General features: G+C 64.6%; 27 protein-coding genes and 1 tRNA gene. 19 read left to right on the top strand and 9 right to left on the bottom strand.

Annotated features, from left to right (window positions below; genetic code table 11):
* Positions 1-176: 176 nt before the first annotated feature.
* The 5 genes from CK219_RS29750 to CK219_RS29730 all read left to right on the top strand — a co-directional run bounded on the left by CK219_RS29750 (position 177) and on the right by CK219_RS29730 (position 5,296).
* Positions 177-1,688 carry an ABC transporter ATP-binding protein gene (locus CK219_RS29750; protein WP_095770062.1) on the top strand — a complete coding sequence of 504 codons (1,512 nt, stop codon included), beginning with the start codon at positions 177-179 and terminating at the stop codon, positions 1,686-1,688.
* Complete coding sequence (locus tag CK219_RS29745) at positions 1,688-2,743, top strand: ABC transporter permease (protein ID WP_095770061.1); 1,056 nt, start codon at positions 1,688-1,690, stop codon at positions 2,741-2,743. The genes CK219_RS29750 and CK219_RS29745 overlap by 1 nt, the downstream gene beginning before the upstream one ends.
* Positions 2,740-3,684 carry an ABC transporter permease gene (locus CK219_RS29740; protein ID WP_095770060.1) on the top strand — a complete coding sequence of 315 codons (945 nt, stop codon included), beginning with the start codon at positions 2,740-2,742 and terminating at the stop codon, positions 3,682-3,684. Before CK219_RS29745 ends, CK219_RS29740 begins: the two co-directional genes overlap by 4 nt.
* A 323-nt stretch (positions 3,685-4,007) precedes the next feature.
* Entirely contained in the window at positions 4,008-4,157 is a 150-nt protein-coding gene (locus tag CK219_RS29735) for a hypothetical protein (RefSeq protein ID WP_095770059.1), read from the top strand.
* Between the two features lie 200 nt (positions 4,158-4,357).
* On the top strand, positions 4,358-5,296 hold the full coding sequence (locus CK219_RS29730) for an LLM class flavin-dependent oxidoreductase (protein WP_095770070.1): 939 nt from the start codon (positions 4,358-4,360) through the stop codon (positions 5,294-5,296).
* Between the two features lies 1 nt (position 5,297).
* On the opposite strand, the gene CK219_RS29725 is transcribed toward CK219_RS29730, so the two are convergent.
* Positions 5,298-6,218, bottom strand: coding sequence for a sigma-70 family RNA polymerase sigma factor (locus CK219_RS29725; RefSeq protein WP_095770058.1), 921 nt, complete (start codon positions 6,216-6,218; stop codon positions 5,298-5,300).
* 91 nt (positions 6,219-6,309) lie between these two features.
* The gene (locus tag CK219_RS29720) at positions 6,310-6,624 is read right to left on the bottom strand and encodes an antibiotic biosynthesis monooxygenase (RefSeq protein WP_095770057.1); all 315 of its coding nucleotides are present in this window, start codon (positions 6,622-6,624) and stop codon (positions 6,310-6,312) included.
* Between the two features lie 275 nt (positions 6,625-6,899).
* Here CK219_RS29720 and CK219_RS29715 point away from each other — a divergent pair, with 275 nt between their 5' ends.
* Complete coding sequence (locus CK219_RS29715) at positions 6,900-7,091, top strand: hypothetical protein (protein ID WP_095770056.1); 192 nt, start codon at positions 6,900-6,902, stop codon at positions 7,089-7,091.
* On the opposite strand, the gene CK219_RS29710 is transcribed toward CK219_RS29715, so the two are convergent.
* Complete coding sequence (locus CK219_RS29710) at positions 7,054-7,728, bottom strand: isochorismatase family cysteine hydrolase (RefSeq protein ID WP_095770055.1); 675 nt, start codon at positions 7,726-7,728, stop codon at positions 7,054-7,056. The two genes, CK219_RS29715 and CK219_RS29710, sit on opposite strands and share 38 nt — an antisense overlap.
* A 226-nt stretch (positions 7,729-7,954) precedes the next feature.
* Here CK219_RS29710 and exbB point away from each other — a divergent pair, with 226 nt between their 5' ends.
* The 5 genes from exbB to CK219_RS29685 all read left to right on the top strand — a co-directional run bounded on the left by exbB (position 7,955) and on the right by CK219_RS29685 (position 12,458).
* Positions 7,955-8,881, top strand: a complete 927-nt coding sequence (exbB, locus tag CK219_RS29705) for a tonB-system energizer ExbB (protein WP_095770054.1) — start codon at positions 7,955-7,957, stop codon at positions 8,879-8,881.
* A gap of 5 nt (positions 8,882-8,886) precedes the next feature.
* Positions 8,887-9,393 carry a TonB system transport protein ExbD gene (gene exbD / locus CK219_RS29700; RefSeq protein ID WP_095770053.1) on the top strand — a complete coding sequence of 169 codons (507 nt, stop codon included), beginning with the start codon at positions 8,887-8,889 and terminating at the stop codon, positions 9,391-9,393.
* Positions 9,390-10,382 carry an energy transducer TonB gene (locus CK219_RS29695; protein ID WP_095770052.1) on the top strand — a complete coding sequence of 331 codons (993 nt, stop codon included), beginning with the start codon at positions 9,390-9,392 and terminating at the stop codon, positions 10,380-10,382. The genes exbD and CK219_RS29695 overlap by 4 nt, the downstream gene beginning before the upstream one ends.
* Positions 10,383-10,463: 81 nt before the next feature.
* Positions 10,464-11,858, top strand: a complete 1,395-nt coding sequence (locus tag CK219_RS29690) for a multicopper oxidase family protein (protein WP_095770051.1) — start codon at positions 10,464-10,466, stop codon at positions 11,856-11,858.
* A gap of 105 nt (positions 11,859-11,963) precedes the next feature.
* A complete protein-coding gene (locus tag CK219_RS29685) occupies positions 11,964-12,458 on the top strand; it encodes a hypothetical protein (RefSeq protein ID WP_095770050.1) in 495 nt (164 codons plus the stop codon).
* 33 nt (positions 12,459-12,491) lie between these two features.
* Here CK219_RS29685 and CK219_RS29680 read toward each other — a convergent pair whose 3' ends face one another.
* Positions 12,492-12,671, bottom strand: a complete 180-nt coding sequence (locus CK219_RS29680) for a hypothetical protein (RefSeq protein ID WP_095770049.1) — start codon at positions 12,669-12,671, stop codon at positions 12,492-12,494.
* Between the two features lie 286 nt (positions 12,672-12,957).
* Here CK219_RS29680 and CK219_RS29675 point away from each other — a divergent pair, with 286 nt between their 5' ends.
* Complete coding sequence (locus tag CK219_RS29675; RefSeq protein WP_141245430.1) at positions 12,958-15,987, top strand: AsmA family protein; 3,030 nt, start codon at positions 12,958-12,960, stop codon at positions 15,985-15,987.
* Positions 15,988-16,100: 113 nt separating this feature from the next.
* On the top strand, positions 16,101-16,436 hold the full coding sequence (locus CK219_RS29670; RefSeq protein ID WP_141245429.1) for a hypothetical protein: 336 nt from the start codon (positions 16,101-16,103) through the stop codon (positions 16,434-16,436).
* A 205-nt stretch (positions 16,437-16,641) separates the two neighbouring features.
* On the opposite strand, the gene CK219_RS29665 is transcribed toward CK219_RS29670, so the two are convergent.
* Together CK219_RS29665 and CK219_RS29660 are read right to left on the bottom strand one after the other, a co-directional pair.
* Positions 16,642-17,085: a hypothetical protein gene (locus CK219_RS29665; RefSeq protein ID WP_095770069.1), complete on the bottom strand. Its 444-nt coding sequence runs from the start codon at positions 17,083-17,085 to the stop codon at positions 16,642-16,644.
* 178 nt (positions 17,086-17,263) lie between these two features.
* A tRNA-Ala gene (locus CK219_RS29660) sits at positions 17,264-17,339 on the bottom strand.
* Positions 17,340-17,505: 166 nt separating this feature from the next.
* Between CK219_RS29660 and CK219_RS29655 the strand changes: the two genes are divergently transcribed.
* Both CK219_RS29655 and CK219_RS29650 read left to right on the top strand, forming a co-directional pair.
* Complete coding sequence (locus CK219_RS29655; protein WP_095770068.1) at positions 17,506-17,805, top strand: YggT family protein; 300 nt, start codon at positions 17,506-17,508, stop codon at positions 17,803-17,805.
* On the top strand, positions 17,805-18,128 hold the full coding sequence (locus CK219_RS29650; protein WP_095770046.1) for a DUF167 domain-containing protein: 324 nt from the start codon (positions 17,805-17,807) through the stop codon (positions 18,126-18,128). Before CK219_RS29655 ends, CK219_RS29650 begins: the two co-directional genes overlap by 1 nt.
* 395 nt (positions 18,129-18,523) lie before the next feature.
* Here the strand turns inward: CK219_RS29650 and CK219_RS29645 are convergent, their stop codons facing one another.
* Genes CK219_RS29645 through CK219_RS29635 form a run of 3 tightly spaced genes read right to left on the bottom strand, consistent with a single transcriptional unit; the run spans position 18,524 to position 21,171 of the window.
* Positions 18,524-19,405: a MurR/RpiR family transcriptional regulator gene (locus CK219_RS29645; protein WP_095770045.1), complete on the bottom strand. Its 882-nt coding sequence runs from the start codon at positions 19,403-19,405 to the stop codon at positions 18,524-18,526.
* A gap of 9 nt (positions 19,406-19,414) precedes the next feature.
* Positions 19,415-20,482: a sn-glycerol-3-phosphate ABC transporter ATP-binding protein UgpC gene (ugpC, locus tag CK219_RS29640; protein WP_095770044.1), complete on the bottom strand. Its 1,068-nt coding sequence runs from the start codon at positions 20,480-20,482 to the stop codon at positions 19,415-19,417.
* 2 nt (positions 20,483-20,484) lie between these two features.
* Positions 20,485-21,171: an SDR family oxidoreductase gene (locus CK219_RS29635; RefSeq protein WP_245340647.1), complete on the bottom strand. Its 687-nt coding sequence runs from the start codon at positions 21,169-21,171 to the stop codon at positions 20,485-20,487.
* 256 nt (positions 21,172-21,427) lie between these two features.
* On the opposite strand from CK219_RS29635, the gene CK219_RS29630 reads away from it, so the two are divergent.
* From CK219_RS29630 to CK219_RS29615, 4 genes are all read left to right on the top strand, one after another.
* Entirely contained in the window at positions 21,428-22,660 is a 1,233-nt protein-coding gene (locus tag CK219_RS29630; protein WP_095770042.1) for a sugar ABC transporter substrate-binding protein, read from the top strand.
* A 425-nt stretch (positions 22,661-23,085) separates the two neighbouring features.
* Positions 23,086-23,955 carry a sugar ABC transporter permease gene (locus CK219_RS29625; RefSeq protein ID WP_095770041.1) on the top strand — a complete coding sequence of 290 codons (870 nt, stop codon included), beginning with the start codon at positions 23,086-23,088 and terminating at the stop codon, positions 23,953-23,955.
* Complete coding sequence (locus CK219_RS29620; protein WP_095770040.1) at positions 23,952-24,776, top strand: carbohydrate ABC transporter permease; 825 nt, start codon at positions 23,952-23,954, stop codon at positions 24,774-24,776. Before CK219_RS29625 ends, CK219_RS29620 begins: the two co-directional genes overlap by 4 nt.
* 81 nt (positions 24,777-24,857) lie before the next feature.
* On the top strand, positions 24,858-26,366 hold the full coding sequence (locus tag CK219_RS29615; protein WP_095770039.1) for a M81 family metallopeptidase: 1,509 nt from the start codon (positions 24,858-24,860) through the stop codon (positions 26,364-26,366).
* Positions 26,367-26,474: the final 108 nt, after the last annotated feature.

Here is a 26,474-nt window from a genome sequence, read left to right as displayed (position 1 = left end):
CCCCTCAAGGGGGGAGATTGGCAGTTCCGTCGACGGTGTTCGATGCTTTCAACGTTGAAAGTTGGCAAGGCCGCCGTGACATCTGATCTCCCCCCTTGAGGGGGAGATGGCCGGCAGGCCAGAGGGGGGTGCGCCGGGCACGCCCTTTCAAGTAAGCCAATCCTGCAGGAGCACCCTTGTCCGCCCCACTCATCGAAATGCGCGGCATCACCAAGAGCTTCGGCGCCGTCAAGGCGAACGAGGCCGTCGACCTTAGCGTCGCGCCCGGCGAGATTCTCGGCCTGCTCGGTGAGAACGGCGCCGGCAAGACGACGCTGATGAACGTGCTGTTCGGCGCCTATGCGCCGGACGCCGGCGAGATCCTGGTCGAAGGCAGGCCCGTTGCCATCCACAATTCCGCCGACGCCCTGGCCGCCGGCATCGGCATGGTGCACCAGCATTTCCACCTCGCGCCGCGCCTTACGGTGCTGGAAAACCTTTTGATCGGCATTGCCGGCAAGTCCGGTCGTATCGACCGTGCTCGCGGGCTTGCCCGCCTGGACGAAATCAGCCGGCAATATGGGCTGAGCCTCGATCCGAACCTGCCGGTGTCGGCGCTGTCCGTCGGCGAGCAGCAGCGGCTGGAAATCATCAAGGCGCTGTTTCGCGGCGCCAGGCTTTTGATTCTCGATGAGCCGACGGCGGTGCTGGCGCCGAGCGAAGTGGACGGCCTGTTCGCCGCCCTGCGCTCTATGGCGGCGCAAGGGCTCGGCATCATCTTCATCTCGCACAAGCTCAACGAAGTCAGGGCGCTCACCCATCGCTGCGTCGTGCTGCGCCACGGCAAGGTCGCCGGCCGCGTCGACGATCCGGCAAGCACCACGTCGGCGGAAATGGCCAAGCTGATGTGCGGCCACGAAATCGTCCCGCCGGTCAAGCAGTCTTCGACGCCCGGCGCTTCCGTGCTGACGCTCGACCGCATATCCACTTCCGCTCATGCCGGCACGCCGCTGCGCGACGTCTCGCTTTTCGTCCGCGCAGGCGAGATCCTGGGCATCGCCGGCGTTTCCGGCAACGGCCAGCGCGCGCTGGCCGATGTCATTTCCGGCATGCTGCCGCCCAAGGCCGGAGCGATGACGATAGCCGGCAAAGCGGTTGCGCAATTTTCGCCGCGTGAATTGCAGACGCTCGGCCTCGGCCGCATCCCGGAAGACCGGATGACCACCGGCCTCGTCACAAACCTGCCTTTAGCCGATTCCATGGTGCTGCCGCGTATCGGCACCGAGGTCTTCAGCCGCAAGGGCCTGCTCAACCCGGCCGCCATCCGCGCCTTCGCCGAGCAACAGATCAAGGCCTATGACATACGCTGTCCCGGACCGATGGTGCGCGCCGGAGCGTTGTCCGGCGGCAATCTGCAGAAGGTGCTTCTTGCCCGCGAGCTCGCCTTCGACCCCAAGGTGCTGATCGTCTCGCAGCCGACGCGCGGCCTCGACATCGGCGCCGCCCGCTTCATCCAGGAGAAATTCCTCGCCATGCGCGCCAAGGGCTGCGGCATCATCGTCATCGGCGAGGACCTCGAGGAATTGCTGATGCTCTCGGATCGCATCGCCGTGATGTATGAGGGCCGCATCGCGGGCACGCTTCCCAGCGCGGATGCCACCGTCGCAAGGCTCGGCCTGATGATGACCGGCGCGGAGGGGCACGCCTGATGTTTCGCCTCGAAGCCCGCACGTCGACGCCCGCATGGTTCAACCTCGCGCTGCCGCTGGTCGCCATCGCCGCCACACTGATCCTGTGCAGCGGCCTGATCGCGATTGCCGGCGCCGGCGTCGTCGAGGCCTATGGCGTGATGCTGTCTGCATCGCTCGGCGACAGCTACGCCATCACCGAGACGCTGGTGCGCGCCGCCCCGATGATCTTCACCGGCCTGGCGGTGGCGATCGCCTTCCGCGCCAAATTCTGGAACATCGGCGCCGAGGGCCAGCTGCTCGCCGGCGCGGTGGCAAGCTGCTTTGTCGGCGCCATCCCGATGCCGGGCTATCTCGCTATGCTGCTGATGGCCCTTGTAGGCGCGGCTGCGGGCGCTCTCGTCGCGCTGGTGCCGGCGACATTGCGCGTCAAATTCAAAGTCGACGATGTGGTGAGTTCTCTGTTGCTCAACTCGGTCATCTATTACGCGCTGATGGCGCTGATCGAGGGGCCGTGGAAGGACACCTTCTCCGGCTATCCGATCTCGCCGCCGATCGAGGACTCGGCCAATTTCCCGGTGCTGGTCGAGGGCACAAGGCTGCATCTCGGCGTGGTCGTGGCGCTGATCGCCGCACCCCTTTGCTGGTTCCTGATCGCACGCACCACGCTCGGCTTCAGGATCCGTGTCACCGGCGAGAACCCGGAGGCGGCGCGCTATGGCGGCATCAACGTGCAGCGCGTGCTGCTTTCCACCGCGCTGCTCTCCGGCGCGCTGGCCGGTCTCGCCGGCGTCGGCGAGGTAGGCGGCGTCCACTTCCAGGTGATGAGCGACATCTCGCCGGGCTACGGCTATTCCGGCATCGTCGTCGCCATGCTCGCCAGGCTCAACCCGCTCGGCGTGTTACCGGCGGCGATCTTCCTGGCCGCCGTCATGACCGGCGCCGAGGCGATGTCGCGGGCGACCGGCGTGCCGGCTTTCTTAAGCGATGTCATCCAGGGCACGGCGCTGCTGGCCATGCTGGTGGCGCTGCTTTTCACCGCCTACCGCATCCGCCGCGTGGGAGCGCCAGCATGAGCGTGGTGTTCGAGCAGATCTTCCAGGTCGGCTTCCTCGCCGCCATCATCCGCATCGCCACGCCGCTCGCCTTCGCCACCCTTGGCGAAATGTTCTCCGAGCGCGCCGGCGTGCTCAATCTCGGCATCGAAGGCATCATGCTGCTGTCGGCGATGGCCGGATTCACCGCCGCGAGCCTTAGCGGCAATCTGTGGCTGGGCGTACTGGTGGCCGTGCTGGTCGGGGCGCTGATGGGCGCGCTGCATGCGCTGTTCACCGTGGCGCTGGGCCTCAGCCAGCATGTCTGCGGCATCGGCGTGACGCTGTTCTCATCCGGTCTTGCCTATTTCCTCTACCGGCTGATCTTCGGCCAGCAATCGGTGCCGCCGAGCATCGATGGCTTCAAGCCGGTGCCGATCCCGCTGCTTTCGGATATCCCGATCCTCGGCCCGGCGGTGTTCAGCCAGTTCACGCTGGTTTATCTGGCGATCATCGCCATCCCGCTCGCCGCCTTCGTGCTCTACCGCACGCCATGGGGGCTGTCCGTGCGCATGGTCGGCGAGAATCCGCGCGCGGCGGACTCGGCCGGCGTCAGCGTGATTGCCACGCGCTTCCAGGCGGTGATCCTCGGCGGCGCGCTGATGGGCCTTGCCGGCGCCTTCCTCACCATGGCGCAGTTCAACGCCTTCACCTTCGGCGTCGTATCCGGGCGCGGCTGGGTGGCGATCGCGCTGGTCGTGTTCGGCCGCTGGGATCCCTGGCGCTCGGCGGGCGCGGCGCTGCTTTTTGCCTTCGTCGACGCGCTGCAGCTCAGGATGCAGGCGAGCGGCCTCGGCCACATCCCCTACGAAGCCTTCCTGATGCTGCCCTTCATCTTCACCATCGTCGCCATGGCCTTCATGTCGCGCAACGCGGTGGCGCCTTCGGCGCTGCTGAAGCCGTTCCGACGGGAGGAGCGTTAGGGGGGCGGCGCCCTTTCCTCTCCCTCCGGAGGGAGAGGTGGCGCTGCGAAGCAGCGGCGGAGTGGGGGAACCACCTCGCAACCGCCGCGAGCGAAAGGGCACTCGGCGCACGAATCTCCTTGCACCGCGCCATGGGTCCCACTCCGTCGAGCGCCTGGCCGTTCTGGAACGAAGAACCTGGAACCGGGTATGCCGCTACCAGGCGAGAATGAAAAACCACAGATTGCATCCTCCCCAAAAATTTGTTCCAGAAACTGCTCAAAAATAGCAATCGACAAAGTCTACTAACTTTATAGATTAACGGTCGCGACGGAGGATCGACCATGTCCTACATTCAGAACGCCCAACGCAAAGGCCAGAGGCTTGCCGCCGACCCGAGCTGGAGGCCCGCCTATGGCGGCACGTTCGCCTATCTCGTCTTTGCGCTTGCCTTCGTGTTCACCGGCGCCGTCGTTTTCGGGATCATCCCCTGACTGAGCCGGGGCCAGAGCAATTCCAGGAAAGTGCGATCTGTTTTCCGCCCGGAATTGCGTAAAGACAAAGGCCCCGCCGTCCAAAAATCTGAGTTGTGTAATCGGAGCTGAAGAAGGCCGGCGCGCTGTGGCGCGCCGACGAGATGGATTTGACTCGGGGGTTCGGAGCGGGGCGGCCCAACGTGATGGAGGAGATGGCAATGCCAATCGAGTTCACGCATGTTCCAGACAAGCCTGCCAATGGCAGCTTTTTCTATGATTTCGCCGAGACGGCGACCAAATTGTCGCTGATCGAGGATTCCGGTTTCCGCAAGCTGGTGGTGGACGATCCGGCCGGCCTGCTCACCAACATGGACATCGCCGCGCAGACACTCGACCGCACCGGCTCGCTGGAGGTGGTGCTGACGCATTGGGCCGGCGTTATCGAGCCGACGGTGGCGGCAGGGCAGCTCGCAGCGCTCGACCGCAGAGGCGGGGGGCGTCTGTCGCTTCGCATGCTGAGCGAGCCGCTTGAAGACAGCGATGCCGAGGCGCGACCGGTCGGCCACAGCGTCGTGTGGCAGCGCATCGACGAATATCTGGTGCTGCTGAAGCGGCTGTGGTCGAACGACAGGCCGTTCGACCATGAGGGCGCCTTCTACAGCGTGCGCGACGGCTTCGTGCCCCGCAAGGGTCCGCACGGCGCCGATCTCGTCATCCGGCTCGGCGGTCAGTCGGGCACCGCGCTGAAGGTCGCCGGCAAGCATGCCGATGTCTTCGAGCTGGCCGCCGGTTCGCCCGACGAGGTGAGGCAATTGATGGAGCGCGCGCGCAGCGCCGCCGCCGAGCACGGCCGCGGCGGCAGGCTGCGCTTCGCGCTTCCGGTGCGCATCCGCCCGGACGGCTGGACGGGCGCCTCGGATCACAAGGCGGTCGAGATTGCCGGGCCGCCGGCGCGGCTCGCCTTGGCGCTGTTGCCCTATGCGGCGCTGGGCGTCGAGGAGTTCATGATCGGCGGCATCGACCGCCTGGGCGAGATCGCCCGCATCGGGCGCGAGACGATCGCGCTGGTCGCGAATTCACTGGCGCGCCGCGAGGCCGAAGTTCCGCAGCCGGGTGCGTTAGCCTCGCACCCTTTTGCGCAACACTGCGCGTCCTAGACTAAGGTCGCTCCGCGTCGGAATAGTCCAGGCCGTCCATCACATAATCCGCGAACAGGAAGTCGCGGATGCCGGCGATCCGGCCGTTCTCCCAATCGATGAGGATGAAATAGCGCGGCGGTCCGTCCGGACGCTCCGGGCTGGTGACCAGGATAGCGGGCCGGCCTTCGACGAGGCCGGCCGTGAAATGCCAATGCGTCTCGTCGGCATAGCGGCCGAAATAATTGCCGACATATTCCTTGCCGTCGGCTCGCAGGCGGTTGACCAGCTCCAGCTTGACGTCCTCGGCCAGCAGGCCGCGCAAGGTATCGAAGTCCCTGGCGTTGAAGGCGGCCACATAATCGCCGAGGCGCCGCATGTCGTGTTGGTCGAGCGCCGGGCGGGGCGGCGCGATGCGCGGCGCGGCCGGCAGCTTGCGCAGGCTCTCGCGACCCCGCTGCAGCGCGCCCTTGATCGCGGTCTCGGAAGTTTCGAGGATTTCGCCGATCTCTTCCAGGCTGTGTCCAAGCACATCCTTCAGCACGACCGTGCATCGTTGCGCCGGCGGCAGTTGCATCAGTTCGGCCAGGCTCGCCTCGGCGGCAATTCGGGCATCCAGCGCCGAGTTCTGGTCGGCGATCGTGTCGAGCTCGACTTCGCTTTCGCGCCCCCGCAAGCGGGCCCGCTTGCGCAGGAAATCGAGGGCGGCGTTATGCGCGATGCGAAACAACCAAGGCTCGGTCTTGTCGGGCATGTCGCCATTCCTGATCGCCACGAAGCCTTTTGCCAAAGCCTCCTGGACGATGTCTTCGCCATCGATGACCGATCCGACCATGCGCGACGCGTAGCGGTGCAGCTTGGCTCTCAGCGAAGCGGCATCGCGCTCGAAGGCGCGAAGCCTGGTTTCGGTTGCCGCAACGGACTGATCGTGCGAACCGGTCACGCGTGCTCTACCTCTTTGTTTGACGCAATTCCGGACAGAAGGTCGGCGAAGGCGCCGAACCTAACCGTTTCACACTTTTCCTGGAATTGCTTCAGTTCTCCACCCCGCCCGTATGGGAATACGTCGTGTGGCCCATCATGGTCTCGCCGGAGGCGAGCTCGACGATGCTCTTCATGTATTCGCCGAAGCGGGGATCGCCGCGGAAGGCCGCAATGTCGTCCGCCGAACGCCATTGCGAGATGTTGGCCACCTTGCTGCCGTCGACGCCGATCACCACGGATGACGACAGCGAGCCAGGCTGCCTGCTGAAGAAACTCCTCGTGCCCTCGGCAAGCGTGTTGGCGAGTTCCTGCTGCTTGCCCGGCTTGGCGGTGAAGACGTTGATCAAGGTCACTGTGGTCGACATGGCTTGGCTCCGTTTGTCCTGATGGCGGAGGCCGTCTTGGCTCTCGCACCCGTTACGACCCTCAAGACGAAGCCCGAACCGGAAACGGAACGGTACATGCAAAAGTTTTTCGGCAATCAATCAAGTTCGCGATCCGGACGCTGCCATGGACCTATATCGAGCGGCCGCCGTGCCGTGAGTTCAGAAAAATTTATCCTCGCCGTTCCAACAGCCATCAGCGTTTCGTCTTGGTGAGTGCCGGGTTGCCATCCCGGCATCAACCAAGGGAGAAGCAAATGTCGATCCTGTCATCCATCGCTCGCATCGCGGGCGAATACACCGCGACCCGTGCCCGCTATCGGGCAGCGCGGACGCTCTATCTGCTGCCTCTCGACATCCGCAAGGATATCGGCTGGCCGGAACCCGGCGATCCGCGCGATCCCGAAATCCTCAACTCGCCACACCCGCGAGCCGTGATAGCGCGCTGATGACGGCCTCCGAGTCCGCCAGCGCGCCGAAGACGCCGTCCTCGACCGTCACCATATGCAGTGCGGCTTCATGCGCATACCGGTCGCCGCTGGCGCAGGCGTCCGAAATCGTCAGGCACTGGAAGTTGCGGTCGCAGGCCTCGCGCAACGTGGTGTGCACGCACACATCCGTCGTGCAGCCGGTGAACAGCAGATGCGTGATGCCGCGCGCCCGCAGAATGAGCTCGAGATCCGTGTGGGTGAAGGCGCTGTTGCAGGTCTTGTCGATGGTGATGTCTCCAGGCGCGACCTCGATGTCGGAAACGATCTGGAAACCTGGGCCGGAGCGCAGCAGGACATCGGTGCCGTCGAGCCCTGCCCGCTTGCGTCGCCATCTTTCGTAAGGCGTCATATCGGCCATGTCGGCGCGATAGCCTTGCCTGGTGTGGATGATGGTGAGGCCGGCGGCGCGGGCCGCGGCAATCAGCCGGTTGACCGCCGGCAGGATGGCTCGCAGCGGCGACGGATCGTAGCCCTTCCTGGCGAAGTAGCCGGTCGGCGAGAGGAAATCCTCCTGCAGGTCGATCGCCAGCAGCGCCGTGTGCTGTGGCTCCAGTCTGCCGTCATAGGGAAAGTCGAAGGGTATCGCCTTGATCATCGGCCGCCTGCTCTTCTTGCTCCATGCGCATCGTGCCCGGCAACCGTCTTGCGGTCCATGCCCGCAGCGTGCTCAGGCGGGCATAGGCACATTATGAATTGTGGAGCAACATAGTCATCTTTATAGTTGACTCACAAACTCATGTTTCATAGTCAACCGGCACGGCTCGCCCTGCGCCTGTCTGTATGGCGGCCGCCGCATTGCAACGATGAAGCGAGGACGAGCCTTGTCCCGAAACAGCCTCTTGGCGGCGCTGGCCGCGTCGCTCATTCTTTCGGCTGGTGTCGCCGCGGCGCAGGGACGATCGCCTGCACCAGTCGAGCAGGCGCCGGCCGCTCCAAGCCTGCAGACGCCTGCGGCACAGGCGCCCGCCGCCACGTCGGTGGGGCCAGGCATTCGGCCGGCTGCGAACGGCGCCACGAGCGAAGAGCCTTCTATCTCGCTGACGCTGCCGCATGACCTGTCGCCCTGGGGTATGTTCATGAATGCCGACATCGTCGTAAAGGCGGTGATGGTCGGGCTGGCCTTCGCTTCCCTCGTCACCTGGACGATCTGGCTCGCCAAGTCGCTGGAGGTCCTGGGCGGCAAGCTGAGGGCCCGCCGCGCCGCCGATGCGATCGGCAACGCCGCGACATTGATGCAGGCCGGCCGGGAGCTTGGCCGCAGCGGCGGCCCGGGCGCGCTGCTGGTGCGGGCGGCCGAAGAGGAACGGGCGCTTTCGGCCGGCGCGCTCGACCATGCCTCCGGCGACGGCCTGAAGGAACGCGTCGCCTCCCGGCTTGCGCGTATCGAGGCGGCGGCATCCCGGCGCATGTCGCGCGGCACCGGCCTGCTCGCCACCATCGGCTCGACGGCGCCCTTCGTCGGCCTGTTCGGCACCGTCTGGGGCATTATGAACGCCTTTATCGGCATCTCGCAGGCGCAGACCACCAACCTCGCCGTCGTCGCGCCCGGCATCGCCGAGGCGTTGCTTGCCACCGCCATGGGCCTTGTCGCGGCCATTCCGGCGGTCGTCATCTACAACGTCTTCGCGCGCTCGATAGCCGGCTACAGGCAGATTCTCGCCGACGCTTCCGCCGGCGTCGAGCGGCTGGTCAGTCGCGACCTCGATTTCCGCACCGTGCCGCAGGCGACGGCCATGGCGGCGGAGTAGCGGCGATGGCGGCACGCATTCGCGAGACGTCCGGCGACGATCTCGAGGAAAGCCACGACATCAACGTCACGCCGTTCATCGATGTCATCCTCGTGCTCCTGATCATCTTCATGGTCGCTGCACCGCTCGCCACCGTTGACGTCAATGTCGACCTGCCCGGATCGACGGCTGCGCCGGCGCCGCGGCCCGAGACACCGCTGTTCCTTACGCTGAAAAGCGATCTGACGCTGGCGATCGGCAATGACAGCGTGCTTCGCCCGGCCTTCGCCGGGGCGCTCGACAACCGCACCAAGGGCGACAAGCAGACGCGCATCTTCCTGCGTGCCGACAGGACGGTCGGCTATGGCGACCTGATGGAGGTGATGAACCTGCTGCGTAGCGCCGGCTACCTCAAGGTCGCGCTGGTGGGGCTCGAAACTACGTCGGGCAGTGCTGGCGGACCGGCCGAGTCTGGAGCTCCGGCAACTGGTGTAAACTCGGCGTCGGCTCCGGGTGACGGTTCAGCGCCATGACGCTCGCCGCACTTTCCCGCATTTCGCAGCCGCGCTTCGGCGCGCGTGAGGCCGGCCTGTGGACGAGCGCCGCCGCAATCATTCTGGCCTCGCATGTGGCGGTTGCCTATGCGGTGCAGAATCTTAGCTTCGCCGAGATGCAGGATGGCGGTCCGCCGCCAGCGCTGGCGGTCGAGATGGCGCCGCTGGCCATCGCCCCCGCCGTGCCTGAAGAGGCGGCGATGCCGGACACGGTGACACCGGAGCCGCCCGATGCGGCGGAGGAGACGGAAAAGCCCATCGACGCGAAATCGGTGATCGACCCGGCGCCGGTGGCCGAGCAGACCAAGTCCGTCGCTGAACAGCCCCTCGATACCGACGACACGCAGGAGGCCAAACAGGCCGCTCCCGCCGAACAGGCCGTTGCTGCCCTGAGCGAGCGGCCGCCGCTGGACGAGGTCGTGCCCGATCCTGTCGAGGCGATCGCGCCGGACGTCGTCATTCCCCTGCCGCAACCGAAACCTGTGGAAGCCGAGGTGAAGGTGCAAAAGCCGGTCGAAGCTAGGAAGAAGGCTGAGAAAAAACCGGTCGAAAAGCCGAAAGAACGGGTGAAAAAGGAAAAGGCGCCACCGCCAAAGGCGACGACCACCGCCAGCATCGACGCCAAGGCTGCGGCGAAGGCGGCAGCACCGCAGTCCTCGAATGAGGCGCCGCGCTCCAGCGTCGGCCCGTCGCGCTGGAATTCCAGCCTAGCGGCGTGGATCAGGCGGCACACCCGCTATCCGAGCGCGGCGCGCTCCAGGCGGGCCGAGGGCACGCCGAGCGTGACCTTCACGGTCGACACCTCCGGCAGGGTGGTCTCGGCCCGGCTGGCGCGATCCTCGGGCGATGGCGATCTCGACCGCGCGGCGCTCGGCGCATTGCAGGGCGCCTCGGTGCCGGCGCCGCCGGCGGAGCTCGGCGCCCGCGTCACCCGCACCGCGCCCTTCGTCTTCAGCCTGCGGGACTAGGCCGGCGCGCCGGATGGTGGTAGGCGGCTCACTGGTTCAGCTCAATTCCAACGGCCGAGGCATCCTGCCGACGGAAACCATATGACGATATTCACGCGCCGCGCCTTTCTCAAAACCACAGCTGCCGCAGGCCTGGCCGGCATCGGCGCCGCGACTATCGGCAGATTGGCCGGCTTTGCAGCCGCCAAGTCGGCCCCGCTGATCCTGAAAACCGCCACCATCGAGGCGCAGCTGATGGACGGCGCGCCGACGAAGAATGTGCTGACCTACGGCGAGGCCGGCATGCCGCCGGTCGTCAGGATGAGAAAGGGCGAGCCGTTTGCCGCGCGCTTGATCAACGGCATCGACGAGCCGACGACCATCCACTGGCATGGCATCCGCGTTCCCAACAAGATGGACGGCGTGCCGTTCCTGGTGCAGCCCTATGTCTATCAGGGCGACAATTTCGACTATGAATTCACGCCGCCCGACGCCGGCACCTTCTGGTACCACCCGCATTGCAACACGCTGGTCCAGATGGGTCACGGCCTGACGGGCGTGATCGTGGTCGAGAACCCGAAGGACCCGGTCTTCGATGTCGAGATGGTCGTCAACCTGCGCGACTGGCGGCTCGGCGACGACGGCCAGTTCATCGAGCCGTTCCGGCCGCGCGACGCGGCCAAGGCCGGCACCTTCGGCACGGTGCGCACCGCCAATTGGGTCGACCAGCCGCAATTCGATGCGCCGGCCGGCGGGTTGGTGCGGCTGCGGGCGGCCATCACCGACGTCACCCGCATCTATGCCTTCCGCGTCGACGGCGCGGAGGCGACGGTCATCGCGCTCGACGGCAATCCGGTGCCGCAGCGGTTTACGCCGGATGCCTTGCAGCTGGGGCCTGGCCAGCGGCTCGAGCTTGCCATCCGCATGCCCGACGAGGAGGACGCGATCGTCAGCCTGCGCGACGTCAGAGGCACCAAGCCGAAAATCCTGGCGACGCTGCGTTCGGTCGGCAAATCGCTCAGGCACGACCTGCGCGATCTCGGCCCGCTTGACGCCAATCCCGTGCCGGAGGTGGACCTGACAAGCGCCAAGCGGATTCCCTTGGCGCTGAGCGCTACGGCGGAAAACGTCGCGGCCGACGGCATTTGCGGCTCGCTCGGCTACAGTTTCTGGGCAATCAACAAAGTGCCGTGGCCGGGCGACACGCCGGACCCGACCGCGCCGCTCGCCGAACTGAAGCTTGGCCGCAGCTACATCATCGACATGGAGAACCTCACCCCGCACGCGCACCCGATCCATTTGCACGGAATGAGCTTCAAGGTGCTGTCGTCCTCGACCAGGGCAGTGCAGCCGCTGGTCTCCGACACCTATCTCATCCAGCCCGACGAGAAGGTGCAGCTCGGCTTCGTCGCCGACAATCCCGGCGACTGGCTGCTGCATTGCCACATCATCGAGCACCAGAAGACCGGCATGACGAGCTACTTCCGGGTGGTGTAAGCGCATCGGCGTGGAGATGCGTCGGCATTCCGCGGGTTGACGCGTTTGGCCGATTGCCTAGGTAGGCAGGAGGGCGCTGGGGCGGCACCAACTCCGACCGACGGCATGACATCCTTGCATATTCGAAAACTTGCCTTTGTTGCGGCAGGCATCTCCACCCTGTCGTCCTGCGTCATCCCCGACGATACGTCGAGCATCGCCAAGGTCGACGCCACCACGGCCGCTGCCCGCAAGGAGATGGTCGGTCTCAGCGAGGCCGATGTTCGCATGTGCGCCGGCTTTCCGACCGCGACGGCCGACACAGGGCCTTCCGGTCAGATTTGGACCTACCAGCGCACCGTGCAACGCGGCAACCTCAGCATCGCGGTGCCGACGATGGCTGTGGGCGCGATTCCGGCGGTTGGAGGGTCAGTCAACGTCGCTCCCGGCGGCTACTGCAACACGCAGATCCGCATGATCGGCGGTCGTGTCGCCGAGGTTGCCTATGCCGGCGACAACAATCTGCCGAACAGCGTCGATGCGCTCTGCGTCAGCACCGTGGACGCATGTGTGGCCTATGCGCGCCAACGCAATCACAAAGCAACACCAGCCTCCCGGTGAGTGGGACGAGGCCGGTCCGGGACTCCGCTTGTGTCAGCGTCCTCCGGGGTGAATGGCGCCGGGCTCCTTTTCGGAGGCGTCCGGCGAAACATGCGGGCCCATGTCCCTGCGGGTTTCGGGCGGCGGGACATCCATCAGGTTTCTGACCTTGGCATTGTTGTGCGCGTGGATGATGGCGCGGCTGAAATGGAGCAGGGTTCCGAGCACTGACATTGGCACTTCCTCCATTGAAATGGCTGATATGTCGGCGGCGGATGCCGGAAAATGCGCCTGGTCTGTTTCACGGGAATGGCTCGGAAACCGGCTGATCGTTTCCAAACCCTCTGGTCTGGAAACACTTGCCTGCAAATGGCTTCGATCGCGGCGAAAGAGCCGACGGTCCCTGGAGCAGTGCGAAATTCGTCCGGCGCGAAGCCCGTGTTTCGGCAGGATTCAGTCGGGCGCCAGAAGCATGTATGTTTAACGATACTGATTCTTCCGATCATTTTGGCGGGTCGATGTGAGAAAAATCGTCGCTGCACTCACCGTAGCTGTTGTTCTTTCCGCCGGGCTGCTTTTCCTTGTGCCCGCTCTTGTTTCAATCGACTGGGTTCGTGCCGAATTGAGCCGGCAACTGTCATCCGCAACCGGAATGACAATTCGGCTGGACGGACCTGTCAGACTATCGCTGCTGCCCAGGCTGGCGGTGGTCGCGGACGATATCTCGCTTTCGACCGGCACGGGCGACATCGCGATATCCGCTCCGCGGTTCTCGACTTCGATAATGCTGTCGTCGCTATGGTCGAAAAAGCTTGAGATACAGTCCGTCGCGCTGGCGGATCCGGTAATCGCGCTCAAGGCTTCGGCAAACGCGACGTCAGCTCCCGAACCGAATGATGTTCAGGCCGATCCGTTCGCGGCGATTGTCGATACGCTCGAGCGGCTGGCGATCAATCAACTGACGATAACGAACGGCACCCTTGCCTCAGGCGCGTCGGCCGGCAATTCCGCTAAGGTGACGGCAATCGACGCCGATCTGAGGGCTCCGGACCTCGACCGGGAGGTCTCGTTTTCGTTGGCCGGCACCAGCAGCGGCCGTCGCGTTGAAATGAGCGGGAGCCTTTCCGCCTTGAGGCCGATCCTGAAACGGCTGCCGGCCCAGATCGCCATCGAGGCGCGTCTCGATCCGGCGCCGGTTGCCAAATTCTCTTCCTTGCATGCCAGTGGAGAGATCCAGCTCAACGGGAACGGCAGTTATCAGATCAAGGGCGGAAAGTTCGATGTCGGCGACCAGAGCTTCCAGATGGACGCGCTCTTCCAGCCCGGGGCGCGGCATCGCTTCTTCGCCGACCTGGCGGCAAAGCGCGTCGATATCGGCGCCTTGAGCGATATTGGAAAGGGTGGTTCCAGCGCGGGCAAGGTTTCGGCCGGCTCCGGCGAGCCCGACCTCGCGATGCTCTCTGCGTTCGATGCCGATATCAGCGTTGCCATCGATGAATTGGTCGGCGGCAAGATACGGGCTTCCGATGTCCAGCTTGCCGCCACGCTGCGCGATGGACATATCGAGGCAAAGCTGGAGCACTTCGGCCTCGATGCGGGAAGCGTTACCGCGAAAGCCTCGACGAATGTCGGTGAAACGCCTCCGACCATACGGGGCAATATTGCGAGTTCAGGACTGGACATCGGCTCTATAGCGAAGCTGGCCGGACAATCCGTGCCGTTGTCCGGAAAGCTGACCGCCGATATGGGGTTCGCTTTTCGCGGACTCACCGCGGAGCGCATACGCAGCAGCGTCAATCTGCAGGGAACGGTCGGAATTCGGGAAGGCAAGCTCCCGCTTGCAGCACTTGCCGATGCCCGGACGGCCGACGACGTCACCGGGCTCAATCTTGACGCGAAGGTTCACGATGTCGGCAAGCCGGTCGATTTGACGGGCAAGCTCGTCTGGCGGGGACAGGCCGTGACGTTCAAGTCCCAGCTCGCACCTGCATCCTTTCTGGCCAGCGGCTCCGTTGCCGATGCGTCCGGGCCGATCAGCCTTTCGGTTTCCTCCAAGTACCTTGAAGGCAGCATAAGCGGCGCTGCCGGGGGTGGCGGCACGTTCAAGGGTCAGGTTTCGGCCACATCGGCCTCGGTCGACAAGCTCATGCAATGGCTGGGGCAGAGTGCTTCCCACGGTCTGCGAGACTTTGCCTTCAAAGGTGACGTGGACGCCGGGCCAGGACAGCTTTCCTTTCAGAAAGCCTCTGTTGCCTTGAACGGGGTCAAGGCGTCGGGCCAGGGCTCGATGAAATTGGGGGAGCCTCTCAACATCCGGACGTCGCTCAATTTCGCCAAGCTTGACTTCGCGGCGTTCGCCGGCGGCGGCGAGCCTGCCACGGGCGGAACGCAGAAGCCGAACGGCGCCACCGACGCGCCAATCGATCTCTCCTTCCTCAAGGGACTTGATGCCAAGGTGGATATCCAGGCCGACAAGCTCGGCTATGGAAAGGTCTTCGCCGGGCCGGTGGCCACCACCCTGACGGTGGCGGATGGGAAGGCTCACCTGAACGTGCCGCAAAGTCCCTTCTACGGCGGCACGATTGCCGCGGAGATGACAGCCGACGGCTCCAACGACGCCGCTTCCCTGACGCTGAACACTGCGATCGCCGGTGCGGCCGCAGCTCCCTTGCTCCATGATGCTGCGGATTTCGACCGCATCGAAGGAACGCTCAATGCGACCGTCGCGGTTTCAGGCTCGGGAAAGACCACGAAATCGCTTGCCCGCTCCCTTGGCGGCAAGGCGGCGGCAAAATTCGGCGACGGCGCCTTCCGCGGCATCGACATAGCAGAGGTCTACAACAACCTGGTCGGGCTGCTTTCCAGCGGCTTCAAGCAGGATCAGACCAAGAAGACGACGTTCACCGAACTCGGCGCCTCTTTTGCCATCGAGAACGGCGTCGCGCAGACGACGGACATCAGCCTGCTGGGTCCGCTGGTGCGAATGGACGGCTCGGGCAAGATAGACTTCGCCGACCAGACGCTCGACATCCGTCTCAACCCCCGCGTCGTTGCCGCGCTTGCCGGGCAGGGAGGCGACATTGCCGTGAAGGGCATCGGGGTGCCGATCGTGGTCCAAGGCCCGCTGTTTGCGCCTCGGGCCTATCCGGACCTGAGCGCATTGGCCAAAGACCCGCAGGGCGCCCTGGATATGTTGAGCCGCCTTGGGCTGCCAACCGGGAAGCTGAATCTCGACAAGCTGATCCCGGGCCAAACGGGCTCGAACGGCGACGGTTCCGGCAAGGGAGCGGCGGATCTGATCGGCGATCTTCTGCGCAACGCCGCACCCCGGCCCAAAGCGCCGCCCGCGGCTCCGGAACCCGCCGTGGCGCCAGACAATCCGGATAATGCAGCGCCGCCGCCAGGTTCGGACGCCGGCGGCGAGGCCGAAGCTGAGATCACCGAGCCGCCGGCCGAACCCGCTTCCGCCGACCCGCAGGCCGCCCCTGTTTCGCCCGAAGCGCCAAAGAAAGGGGAAATCGACACGCTTCTCGATCAGCTGGCGAATTAATACATATGATCTAACGCTCATATGTGCGGCCGCAAATCAAAGTGATCTCGGCCGCCGCAAATCGTCCCCAATCAGGACGTTCTTCCGGCCTTAGTCTGGACGTGGAGAGGCCGATGAAATTGTCTGTTCTTGCCCTTGCCGGGACCATGCTGGCGGTGATGCCAGCCGTCGATGCGGCGCCGATGATTGGCATGCCGGCCATAAGCGGCCTGGTGCAGCAGGCGCATGTCACATGCGCCTACCTGACCGAAGACGGCTACTGCGTGCGGCCACATAAAAAGCACAAATACTGGAGGCGCCACCACTACGACCGGCCTGCCTACCGCACCTATGAGCGTCAGCTACCGGACGAGGATTACTGGCGCTACCAGCGTGCGCGGCCGATTATCCGCGTCGTTCCCGACTACCCGCCGCCGGACGAAGACAATTGGGATGACTGGGACGATTGAGGTGAGCCGCCCTTCATTCGCAAGAGGGATGCCTGCAGGCCCGCTATTCATCAGAGCGGACACCCCCGCCATTGGTCTGGCAGGTCGGCGGAGAGGTCGATGAAACTCGCCGTCTGGCCTGCCCGGCGCGACCTTGTCGTTGACATTGCGCGCCCGGGCACGCCTGAACCGGCCCGTGCAGGAATAACGAACGGAGTTGGGACTCCTACCTTTTCAGCGCGATGCTCATGCCGCTGAGGTCGGCGTTGACCTGCAGGCCGACCTGCCGGCCGGTGAGCTCGAGCTGGGCGCCCTTGTCATTGGTCATCACGATCACCTGGGCGCCTCTGCCGAGCGCGCCGCCACCGCCGGCCGCGCCGTAGACGCCCGTCACATCGCTGGCGCGTCTGATGTGGCGCACCCTGCCCTGAAAATAGGTCTTGGATGCGCCGAAGGCCAGGCCGCCCGAGATGCCGCCGATCGAGATCGGATACCGTTTGCCGTGGAAGGTCAGCGTGCCTTCCCCGCCGGAGCCGCCGATGAAGAAGGCCGCCTTGTAGACGGAGAAGCGGATCGTGCCGCTATCGGCATGCGCGGCGCTGGCAATGCTGACGCTGGCGGCAGCAATGGCCGCAACCGCGACTGAACGGAACCTGGACGAAATCTTCATGATGGGGACCTCCTCAAGCATCGCCGCTTACCCAGCCGGCTGGGGAATATCAGCTTCAAAAGTATAGCTGAACCGTCTTGCCCCGCCTTTGTTCCAAGCACGCGGCCCGAAATCCGGCGACCACAAAATGCTGAACGAGGAAGGCAACCGCCCGCGAGAGGCACATACGTGTGCTGGCTGGTGGAGCTGAGGGGGATCGAACCCCTGACCTCATCATTGCGAACGATGCGCTCTCCCAGCTGAGCTACAGCCCCGTTCCAGCGGATGGGCTTGTATCGGTCGCGGCCGTTTGATGTCAAGGCGAAAGACCGGGCCGGCACAGGCGCCGTGGCGGGGCAGGCCTTGCCCGCACGCCAAGCCCGCGGGCTTGCCCGCACGCCGAGCAATGGCTACATGTCGGCGACAATTTTGGAGACCGGCATGATCGCCCTTATTCAGACCATCGTCATGGCGCTTGATATCTACTGGTGGATCATCATCGCCTCGGCGATCTTTTCCTGGCTCTACGCCTTCAATGTCGTCAACTCGCGCAACCAGTTCGTCGGCAGCGTGGGCAATATGCTCTACCGGCTGACCGATCCGGCATTGCGCCCGATACGCCGCTTCATGCCCGATCTCGGCGGCATCGACATTTCGCCGATCATCCTGCTTCTGATCATCTTCTTCATCCGGCAGTTCCTGGTCACTACCGTCTGGTCCTGGGTCGTGGCCGGCGGCTGATGAGCACGCCGTTTCGGCTGCGCGAGAACGGCATCGACCTCTTCGTGCGTCTGACGCCGAAAGCGGCGCTCGACCGGATCGACGGCGTCGAGACCGCCGCCGACGGGCGCAGTCATCTTAAGGCCCGCGTCCGCGCCGTGCCGGAGAACGGCGCCGCCAATCAAGCGCTGGAACGGATGATGGCGAAGGCGCTGGGTGTTCCAGTGTCGGCCGTTTCCCTGGTCGCCGGCGGCACATCGCGGCTGAAGACGCTGCGGATCGTGGGGGATGGGGCCGAGCTGGCGAAAAGCGTCGAGGCTCTTTCTAAGCAATCGAAGATCTGAGACGCAGGCGGGACGGCGCCCCCCTCTGTCCTGCCGGACATCTCCCTCGCTTGGCTACGCGATGCACACATCTTCTGTGACTGTCGTGACTGATCAGGCCGAGGCTTGATTGCCACGTGGTTCCCCCAATCCGTCGCTGCTTCGCAGCGCCACCTTTCCCCCCTCCGGAGGGAAAGGAAGGGAGCGTTGCTGGACGAGCATTGACGGCAAAAAGCTTGGCGCCTTTCCTCTACCCCTTCGATCGGGGGAGAGGTGGCTCGGCGAAGCCGAGACGGAGTGGGGGTCGACCAGCGCTACATGAGGGGCGCGGAAGCTGCCAATCGGGAAGAGGCCCGGCAGGCCAGAGGAGGGCGCGAGGGATCGTCAGCGTTGACGGCGCAAGCCGCTGCAACCGCTCAATCCCCCAGCGGCAGCTTCGGATCGTCGACCTTCAGCGTGTTCACGCTTTGCTTGATGCGGCGCAGATTCTCCAGCACTTTCGGCCCGCGCGCTTCCGCCACCGTGGTGGCGATCATGTCGAGGATGGCAAGCAGCGCGTAGCGCGACGAGGTCGGCTTGTAGATGTTTCCGTCCTCGACGGACTGCAGAAGGATGACCGTGTCGGCGACCTTGGCCAGGGCCGAATCCGGCGCGGTGATGGCAACGGTCGCCGCACCATATTGCTGCGCAACCTCGACCGCCTCGATCACCGAGCGCGCATAGCCCGAGACGGAGAAGGCAAGCAGCGTCGTCTCGGGCGTCGCGACGGCGGCATACATGCGCTGCAGCTGGCCGTCGGTCTGGGCGAGCGCCGACAAGCCGAGCCGGAACAGCCGGTTCTGCATCTCGGTCGCCATCATCGAGGAGATGCCGCCTGAGCCGATGCACAGCACATTGCCGGAGCTCGCAATCCGGGCGGCGACGTCCATCACCGTCGTCATGTCGAGGTTTTCGCTGGCGCGCTGGATGGCGGCGATCGCCGCCTCGGTGATCGCCGAGGCGATGCGCTGCTCGCGCGCGTCGCGGCTGAGCGGCTCCGGCGACAGATACTGGCCGCCGATGGCGATCGCCTGCGCCAGGTAGAATTTGAAATCGCGCAGGCCCTCGCAGCCGAGATTGCGGCAGAAGCGGGTGACGGTCGGCTCGCTGACGCCGACGCGCGCGGCGATCTCCGAGATCGCGGCCTTCGAGGCGAAATCGAGATCGGAAAGCACCAGTCCGGCCAGCCGGCGGTCCGACTTGGTGCCGTCCTGCGATATCAATTGCAGGCGGGTGATGATGTCGGCCGGGGTCTTCATGTCATCATCTCACAGCGGCAGGCCCGTCGCCTTGTCGAAGAGGTGGATGTTGCGCGGGTCGACGCTCACCGGCAGCCGGTCGCCGGGCTTCACCTGCAGCCGGTCGCGGAACACCGCGCGCACCGTGTCGTCGCCGACCGAGCCATAGACATGCGTTTCCGAACCGGTCGGCTCGACGACGTCGACCTTGATGGCGATCGCATCGTCGCCGGCGACGACCACGAAATGCTCCGGCCGGATGCCGGCCTCGACCATCTCACTGCCGGACATAGCCTTGCCCGGGAGCGCCAGGCGGCCGCCGCCTGTCGTCTCGAACCAGGACTTGGCTCCGGCGGTCTTCAGCGCGCCGGAGACGAAGCTCATCGAAGGCGAGCCGATGAAGGCGGCGACGAATTTGTTGGCAGGCCGGTCATAGAGCTCCAGCGGCTGCCCGACCTGCTGGATGCGGCCGCGATCCATGACCACGATGCGGTCGGCCATGGTCATGGCCTCGATCTGGTCGTGGGTAACGTAGACGATGGTCGATTTCAGCCGCTGGTGCAGCGCCTTGATCTCGGTGCGCATCTGCACGCGCAGCTGCGCGTCGAGATTGGAAAGCGGCTCGTCGAACAGGAACACCGAAGGCTCGCGCACGATAGCGCGGCCCATGGCGACGCGCTGGCGCTGGCCGCCGGACAATTGCCTCGGATAGCGGTCGAGATAGGAAAAGAGGTTCAGCACGCCCGACGCCTTCTTGACCTTGTCGTCGATCGCGGCGCGCGTCTCGCCGCGGATTTTCGGGCCGAAGCCGATATTCTCCGACGCCTTCAAATGCGGGAACAGCGCGTAGGACTGGAACACCATGGCGATGTTGCGTTTCTGCGGCGGCAGCTCGTTGGCGCGCGTGCCGCCGATGACGAGGTCGCCGGAGGTGATCGTCTCCAGCCCTGCCAGCATGCGCAGCAAAGTGGACTTGCCGCAGCCGGACGGGCCGACCAGCACGACGAACTCGCCGGTCCGGATGTCGAGGTCGATGTCCTCGAGGATTTTGTGCTGGCCATAGGATTTCGACAGGTTGCGGAACTGGACGTCGGTCATGGTCACGTTCCCAATATGTCGTCGATGAAAGGCAGGTAGCCGGCTGTCAGCCCGGCATCCACGGGCACCACGGCACCTGTTATGCCGGAAGCGCGGTCCGAGGCAAGGAAAGCCACGGCTTCCGCTACTTCGGAAGCGTTGACGATGCGGCCAAGCGGATAGAGCCGCTTGAGCCGGCCGAGGATCTCGGGATCCTTGGCGAGGCGGTGGTCCCAGGCGGCGGTGCGGATCGAGCCCGGACAGACGACATTGGCGCGCACGCCGTTGCGGCCAAGCTCGACGGCGATCGACTTGGCGTAGGCGTTGATGCCGGCCTTGGCCGCCGCATAGGCCGGATTGCCGAAATGCGCGATGGCGTTCACCGAGGAGATGAAGACGACGCTGCCCGCGCCGCGCTTGGACATCGCCTTGATCAGCGGATCGGCGAAAGTCATCACGCCGGTCAAATTGAGGCCGAGCTCCTCTTCGATTTTGTCCGCCGTCAGCGCCTTCAAGGTCTCGGCGCGCGTCCAGCCGGCATTGTTGATCAGGATGTCGGGGACGCCGTCCTTGTCGAGCAGCGCCGGGATAGCCGCTTCGATCGAGGCCCGGTCGAGCAGGTTGAAGACATGGCGCGACGCGATATGCGGGCTGGCCAGAGCTTCCACCGACTGGTCGCAGCCGACGACGCGCGCGCCGCGCTCGGCCATCAGCTCGACGATCGCCGAACCGAGGCCGCCGCCGGCGCCGGTGACGACAACGGTTCTGCCCTCGAGATCGGCCTTTGATACCACGATGCGCGCTCCTCCGCCGTGCCAGACAGCGAGGGAACGCTATCCAACAAAATGTAATTTAGCAACATGATAAACTGCTTGCATTGGGCATAACGCTCGATAATGTAGGAAAGTAACATAAATCCTGTGCCTCTAAGGCCAGGCGCGAATGCGCATCAATGGGAGAGATCAGATGAGCCTTGCGAAATGGACTGTCGGCCTGTTGGCCGGAATGAGCATGCTGGCTTTGGCGGCACCTGCTGATGCCGGCGAGGTGCGCGTCACCGTCGCCGAGTACAGCGCCAAGACCGGCCCCTATTTCGAAGCGGTGAAGAAGGAGTTCGAGGCGGCCAATCCCGGCATCACCATCAAGTACGAAGTGGTGCCGTGGGACGTGCTTTTGCAGAAACTCACCACCGACATCACCGCCGGCACCAACGCCGATCTTTCGATCATCGGCACGCGCTGGCTGATCGACTTCGTCCAGCAGGATGTCGCCGAGCCGCTCGACAGCTACATCACGCCCGAGTTCAAGGGCCGCTTCATCGACACCTTCCTGCAGCCCTCGATCATGGACGGCCACACTTACGGCCTGCCGATCGCCGCCTCGGCGCGCGCCATGTATTACAACAAGGAGCTGTTCGAAAAGGCCGGCATCGCCAAGCCGCCGGCCACCTGGACCGAGCTGCAGGAGGACGCGCGCAAGATCAAGGCTCAAGGCGCCTTCGGCTACGGCCTGCAGGGCAAGGAGATCGAGACCGACGTCTATTACTATTACGCGATGTGGTCCTTCGGCACCGAGATCCTCAATAAGGACGGCACATCCGGTTTGAGCACGCCAGGCGCGCTTGAAGCCGCCAAGCTCTACAAGTCAATGATCGACGAGGGCCTGACCGAGCCAGGTGTGACCTCCAACAACCGCGAGGACGTGCAGAACCTGTTCAAGCAGGGCAAGGTCGGCATGATGATCACCGCGCCCTTCCTCTCCAACCAGATCAAGGAAGAGGCGCCGAAGCTGAAATACGGCGTCGCCGCCATCCCCGCCGGTCCGACCGGCGCGCGCGGCACCTATGGCGTCACGGACAGCATCATCATGTTCAAGAACTCCAAGAACAAGGACGAGGCCTGGAAGCTGCTCGACTTCCTGTTCACCAAGGAGCAGCGCGCCAAGTTCACGCAAGGCGAGGGCTTCCTGCCGGTGAACAAGGAGGAGGCCAAGATGGACTATTACGTCAACAACGCCGACCTCGCCGCCTTCACCGCGCTTCTGCCCGACGCCCGCTTCGCGCCGGTCATCCCCGGATGGGAAGAGATCGCCCAGATCACGTCGGACGCCATGCAGAAGATCTATCTCGGCAGCGCCACGCCGGAAGCGGCCTTGAAGGACGCGGCGGATAAGGCGAACGCCGTTCTGAAGAAGAAATAAGGGCGTATCTCCCTGCGCCCGTGGCGCGCTCCACCCGTCGGAGCGCGCCACACCTTTTTGGAACCTACGTCGGCGCCGCCCCAGCCAGCCTCCTTCCTCTCCCTCCGGAGGGGGGAGAGGTGGCTCGGCGAAGCCGAGACGGAGTGGGGGAACCACCTGGCAACCGCCGCGAACGGACATACGAAGGGCACTCGGCGCAAGCATCGCCTGCCTTGCGCCAAGGGTCGACCCCCACTCCGTCGAGCTGCGCTCGACACCTCTCCCCCGATCGACGGGGGAGAGGAAGGGCTCTTCCGCAACTGCCGCGGAGGACAGGCAGACAGGTGAGGGGCGGCGCCTGGAAGGAATTCGAAACTGAGCGCCTGGCAAGACAGATGAGAATTGGCACCCCCCTCGAAGCCTCGCAACGCGATACAAACCAGCCGATGCAAAATCGTTTCCTGCCCTATCTGCTGACGCTGCCCAGCCTGTTCCTGGCGGCGGTGGTGATTTTCTGGCCGGTCTGGGACCTGATCCAGATCTCGACGCATGACGTCAACCGCTTCGGTCAGTTGCGCGAGTTCAGCGGTCTCGCCAATTTCGCGGCGCTCGCCGCCGATCCCGATTTTGTCGCCGCGCTCTGGCGCACCGCGCTGTGGACGGTGCTGGTCGTCGGCGGCGCGCTGCTTTTGTCGATCCCGGTGGCGATCATCCTCAATACGGACTTCTACGGCCGCGGCCTCGCCCGCGTCATCATCATGCTGCCCTGGGCGGTGTCGCTGACCATGACCGCGGTGGTCTGGCGCTGGGCGCTCAACGGCGAGAGCGGCATGCTGAATTCGGCGCTGATGAAGCTCGGCCTGATCAGCCAGAACATCCAGTGGCTGGCCAGCGCCGAAACCGCCTTCCCGATGCAGGTGCTGATCGGCATATTGGTGACCGTGCCCTTCACCACCACCATCTTCCTCGGCGGCCTGTCCTCCATCCCCGACGATCTCTATGAGGCGGCAGCACTCGAGGGCGCGACGCCCTTGCAGCAGTTCCGCGAGATCACCTTTCCGCTCCTGAAGCCGTTCATCAACATCGCGATCGTGCTCAACACCATCTATGTCTTCAACTCCTTCCCGATCATCTGGGTGATGACACAAGGGGGGCCGGCGAACTCGACCGACATATTGGTGACCCATCTCTACAAGCTCGCCTTCCGCATCGGCAAGCTGGGCGAGGCTTCCGCCGTGTCGCTGGTGATGTTCGCGATCCTGCTCGTCTTCACCATGATCTATGTGCGCCTCGCCATGCGGGAGCAGCGGGCATGAACAGCAAGATGAAACGCACCATCATCGCCTGGCTGCTGCTTGCACCGTTGGTCGCGGTGACGATCTTCCCCTTCGCCGTGATGTTTCTCACCGCCGTCAAGCCGCGCACGGAGGTGCTGACGCCCACCTGGTGGCCGAGCGAGTTCCGCTGGTCGAATTTCGCCGACATGTGGGTAGCAACCGGCTTCGGCCAGGCGCTGCTCAACTCGCTCTATGTCTCGGCGCTGGCGACAATCGGCGCGATCCTGATCTCGGTGCCGGCCGCCTACGCCATGTCGCGCTTCCGCTTCGGCGGCTATGGCGCCTTTCGCCAGTTCCTTTTGATCTCGCAGATGATATCGCCGATCGTGCTGGTGCTTGGCCTGTTCCGGCTGATGGCGGCCTGGGGCCTGGTGGAGAGCACCACCGCGCTCGGCTTCATCTACATGGCCTTCAACGTCGCCTTCACGGTCTGGATGCTGCAGAGCTATTTCGACACAATCCCGCGCGACCTCGAGGAGGCCGCCTGGATGGAAGGCGCCGGGCGCTGGCTCACCCTGCGTAAAGTGTTCCTGCCGCTCTGCCTGCCGGCGATCGCGGTGACGGCGATCTTCACCTTCATCAACGCCTGGAACGAGTTCGTCGTGGCGCTCACCATGCTGCGCAGCCAGGAAAGCTACACGCTGCCGATCCAGGTTTTCTCGCTGGTCGCCGGCCGCTATACGATCGAATGGCACCATGTCATGGCGGCCACGTTGCTGGCGACACTGCCGGTGGCGATCCTCTTCATCTGGCTGCAGCGCTATCTCGTGCGCGGATTAGCGCTCAGGGCGGTCAAATAGCTATCCCCGCAATTCCAGGAAAAGTGCGCAGCGGTTTTCCGTCCGGAATTGCAAAAAACAAAAGGTCATCACGGAGCCTTCATGCGCATCTTCACCGCCTCGCTGGCGACGGAAACCAACACCTTCTCGCCGGTGCCGACCGACCGGGCTTCCTTCGAGATGGCCTTCTATGCCGGCCCCGGAAAACATCCGGAGACGCCGACGCTCTGCTCCTCGCCGATCGTGGCGCTGCGCAAGCGCGCCGCGAAGGAAGGGCTGACCGTCATCGAAGGCACTGCCACCTGGGCCGAGCCCGGCGGCCTGGTGCAACGGCAGACCTATGAAGCGCTGCGCGACGAGATCCTCGATCAGCTCAAGGCCGCCTTGCCGGTCGATGCGGTGATCCTGGGATTGCATGGCGCCATGGTGGCGCAAGGCTATGACGATTGCGAAGGCGATCTCCTGGAGCGCGTGCGCGCCATCGTCGGGCCGAAAGTGGTGATTGCCTCGGAGTTCGATCCGCACAGCCATTTGACGCCGAAACGCGTCGCAGCTTGCGACATCATGGCCTATTTCCTCGAATTCCCGCACACCGATTTCTACGAGCGCGGCGAGCATGTCGTCGAGCTCGGCCTTGCCGCGGCGCGCGGCGAGATCAAGCCGGTGATCTCGACCTTCGACTGCCACATGATCCAGGTGCTGCCGACCAGCCGCGAGCCGATGCGTTCATTCGTTGACAAGATCAAGGCGCTGCATGGCAAGGACGGCGTGCTGTCGGTCTCGGTCATCCACGGCTTCATGGCGGCCGACGTGCCCGAAATGGGCACGCGCATCCTGGTCGTGACCGACAATGACAAGGCAAAGGGCGACAGGCTCGCCGAGACGCTCGGGCGCGAGCTCTATGACCTGCGCGAGAAGTCCGCCATGACGATGCTGTCAGCATCCGCCGGCATCGAGCAGGCACTAGCCGTGCGCGCCGAGCGCAAGGACAAACCCGTCGTGATCGCCGACATCTGGGACAATCCGGGCGGCGGCGTGCCGGGCGACGGCACCATTGTGCTGCGCGAGCTGCTTTCGCGTGGTGTGACCAAGGTCGGCGTGGCGACGATCTGGGACCCGATCGCCGTGACCTTCTGCCATGCGGCCGGCGAAGGCGCGGTCATCGACCTGCGCTTCGGCGGCAAGGCCGGCCCTCAGGCCGGCGAGCCGATCGACGCCCGCGTCAGGGTGCTGAAGACAACCAACGAAGGTTGGCAGAGCTTCGGGCCGAGCCGCGTGACGCTGGGGCCATCGGCGGTGGTGCGCATCGAAGGCACCGAGGTCGACGTCATCTTGAACACCAACCGCACCCAGACCTTCGAGCCCGATATCTTTTCCAACATCGGCATCGATCCGTTGTCGAAGGACGTCCTCCTGATCAAGTCGACGAATCATTTCTACGCCGGCTTCGCGCCGATCGCCGCCGAGATCATCTATGTCGCCGCGCCGAGTTCCTACCCGAGCAATCCGGCGGTGACGGATTATACCAAGCTGACGCGGCCGATCTGGCCGAGAGTGGCTGATCCTTGGCGCGCTTCCCCTTCTCCCCTTGTGGGCCTGTTGCGCAGTTAGCGAGAACAGGCTCGCAGAGGGGTTTTGACCGCGAAGTGTGTTGTGCTTGGTGGGCGATTTGGCCTTGGGGTTGAGTTTGATGGTGGCGGTGCGGCCCCTAGGCCGGTA

Origin of the sequence: Mesorhizobium sp. WSM4313, assembly GCF_002294725.1 — a bacterium.
Classification (GTDB): Bacteria; Pseudomonadota; Alphaproteobacteria; order Rhizobiales; family Rhizobiaceae; genus Mesorhizobium.
This window is presented reverse-complemented; position numbering and strand designations above follow the sequence as displayed.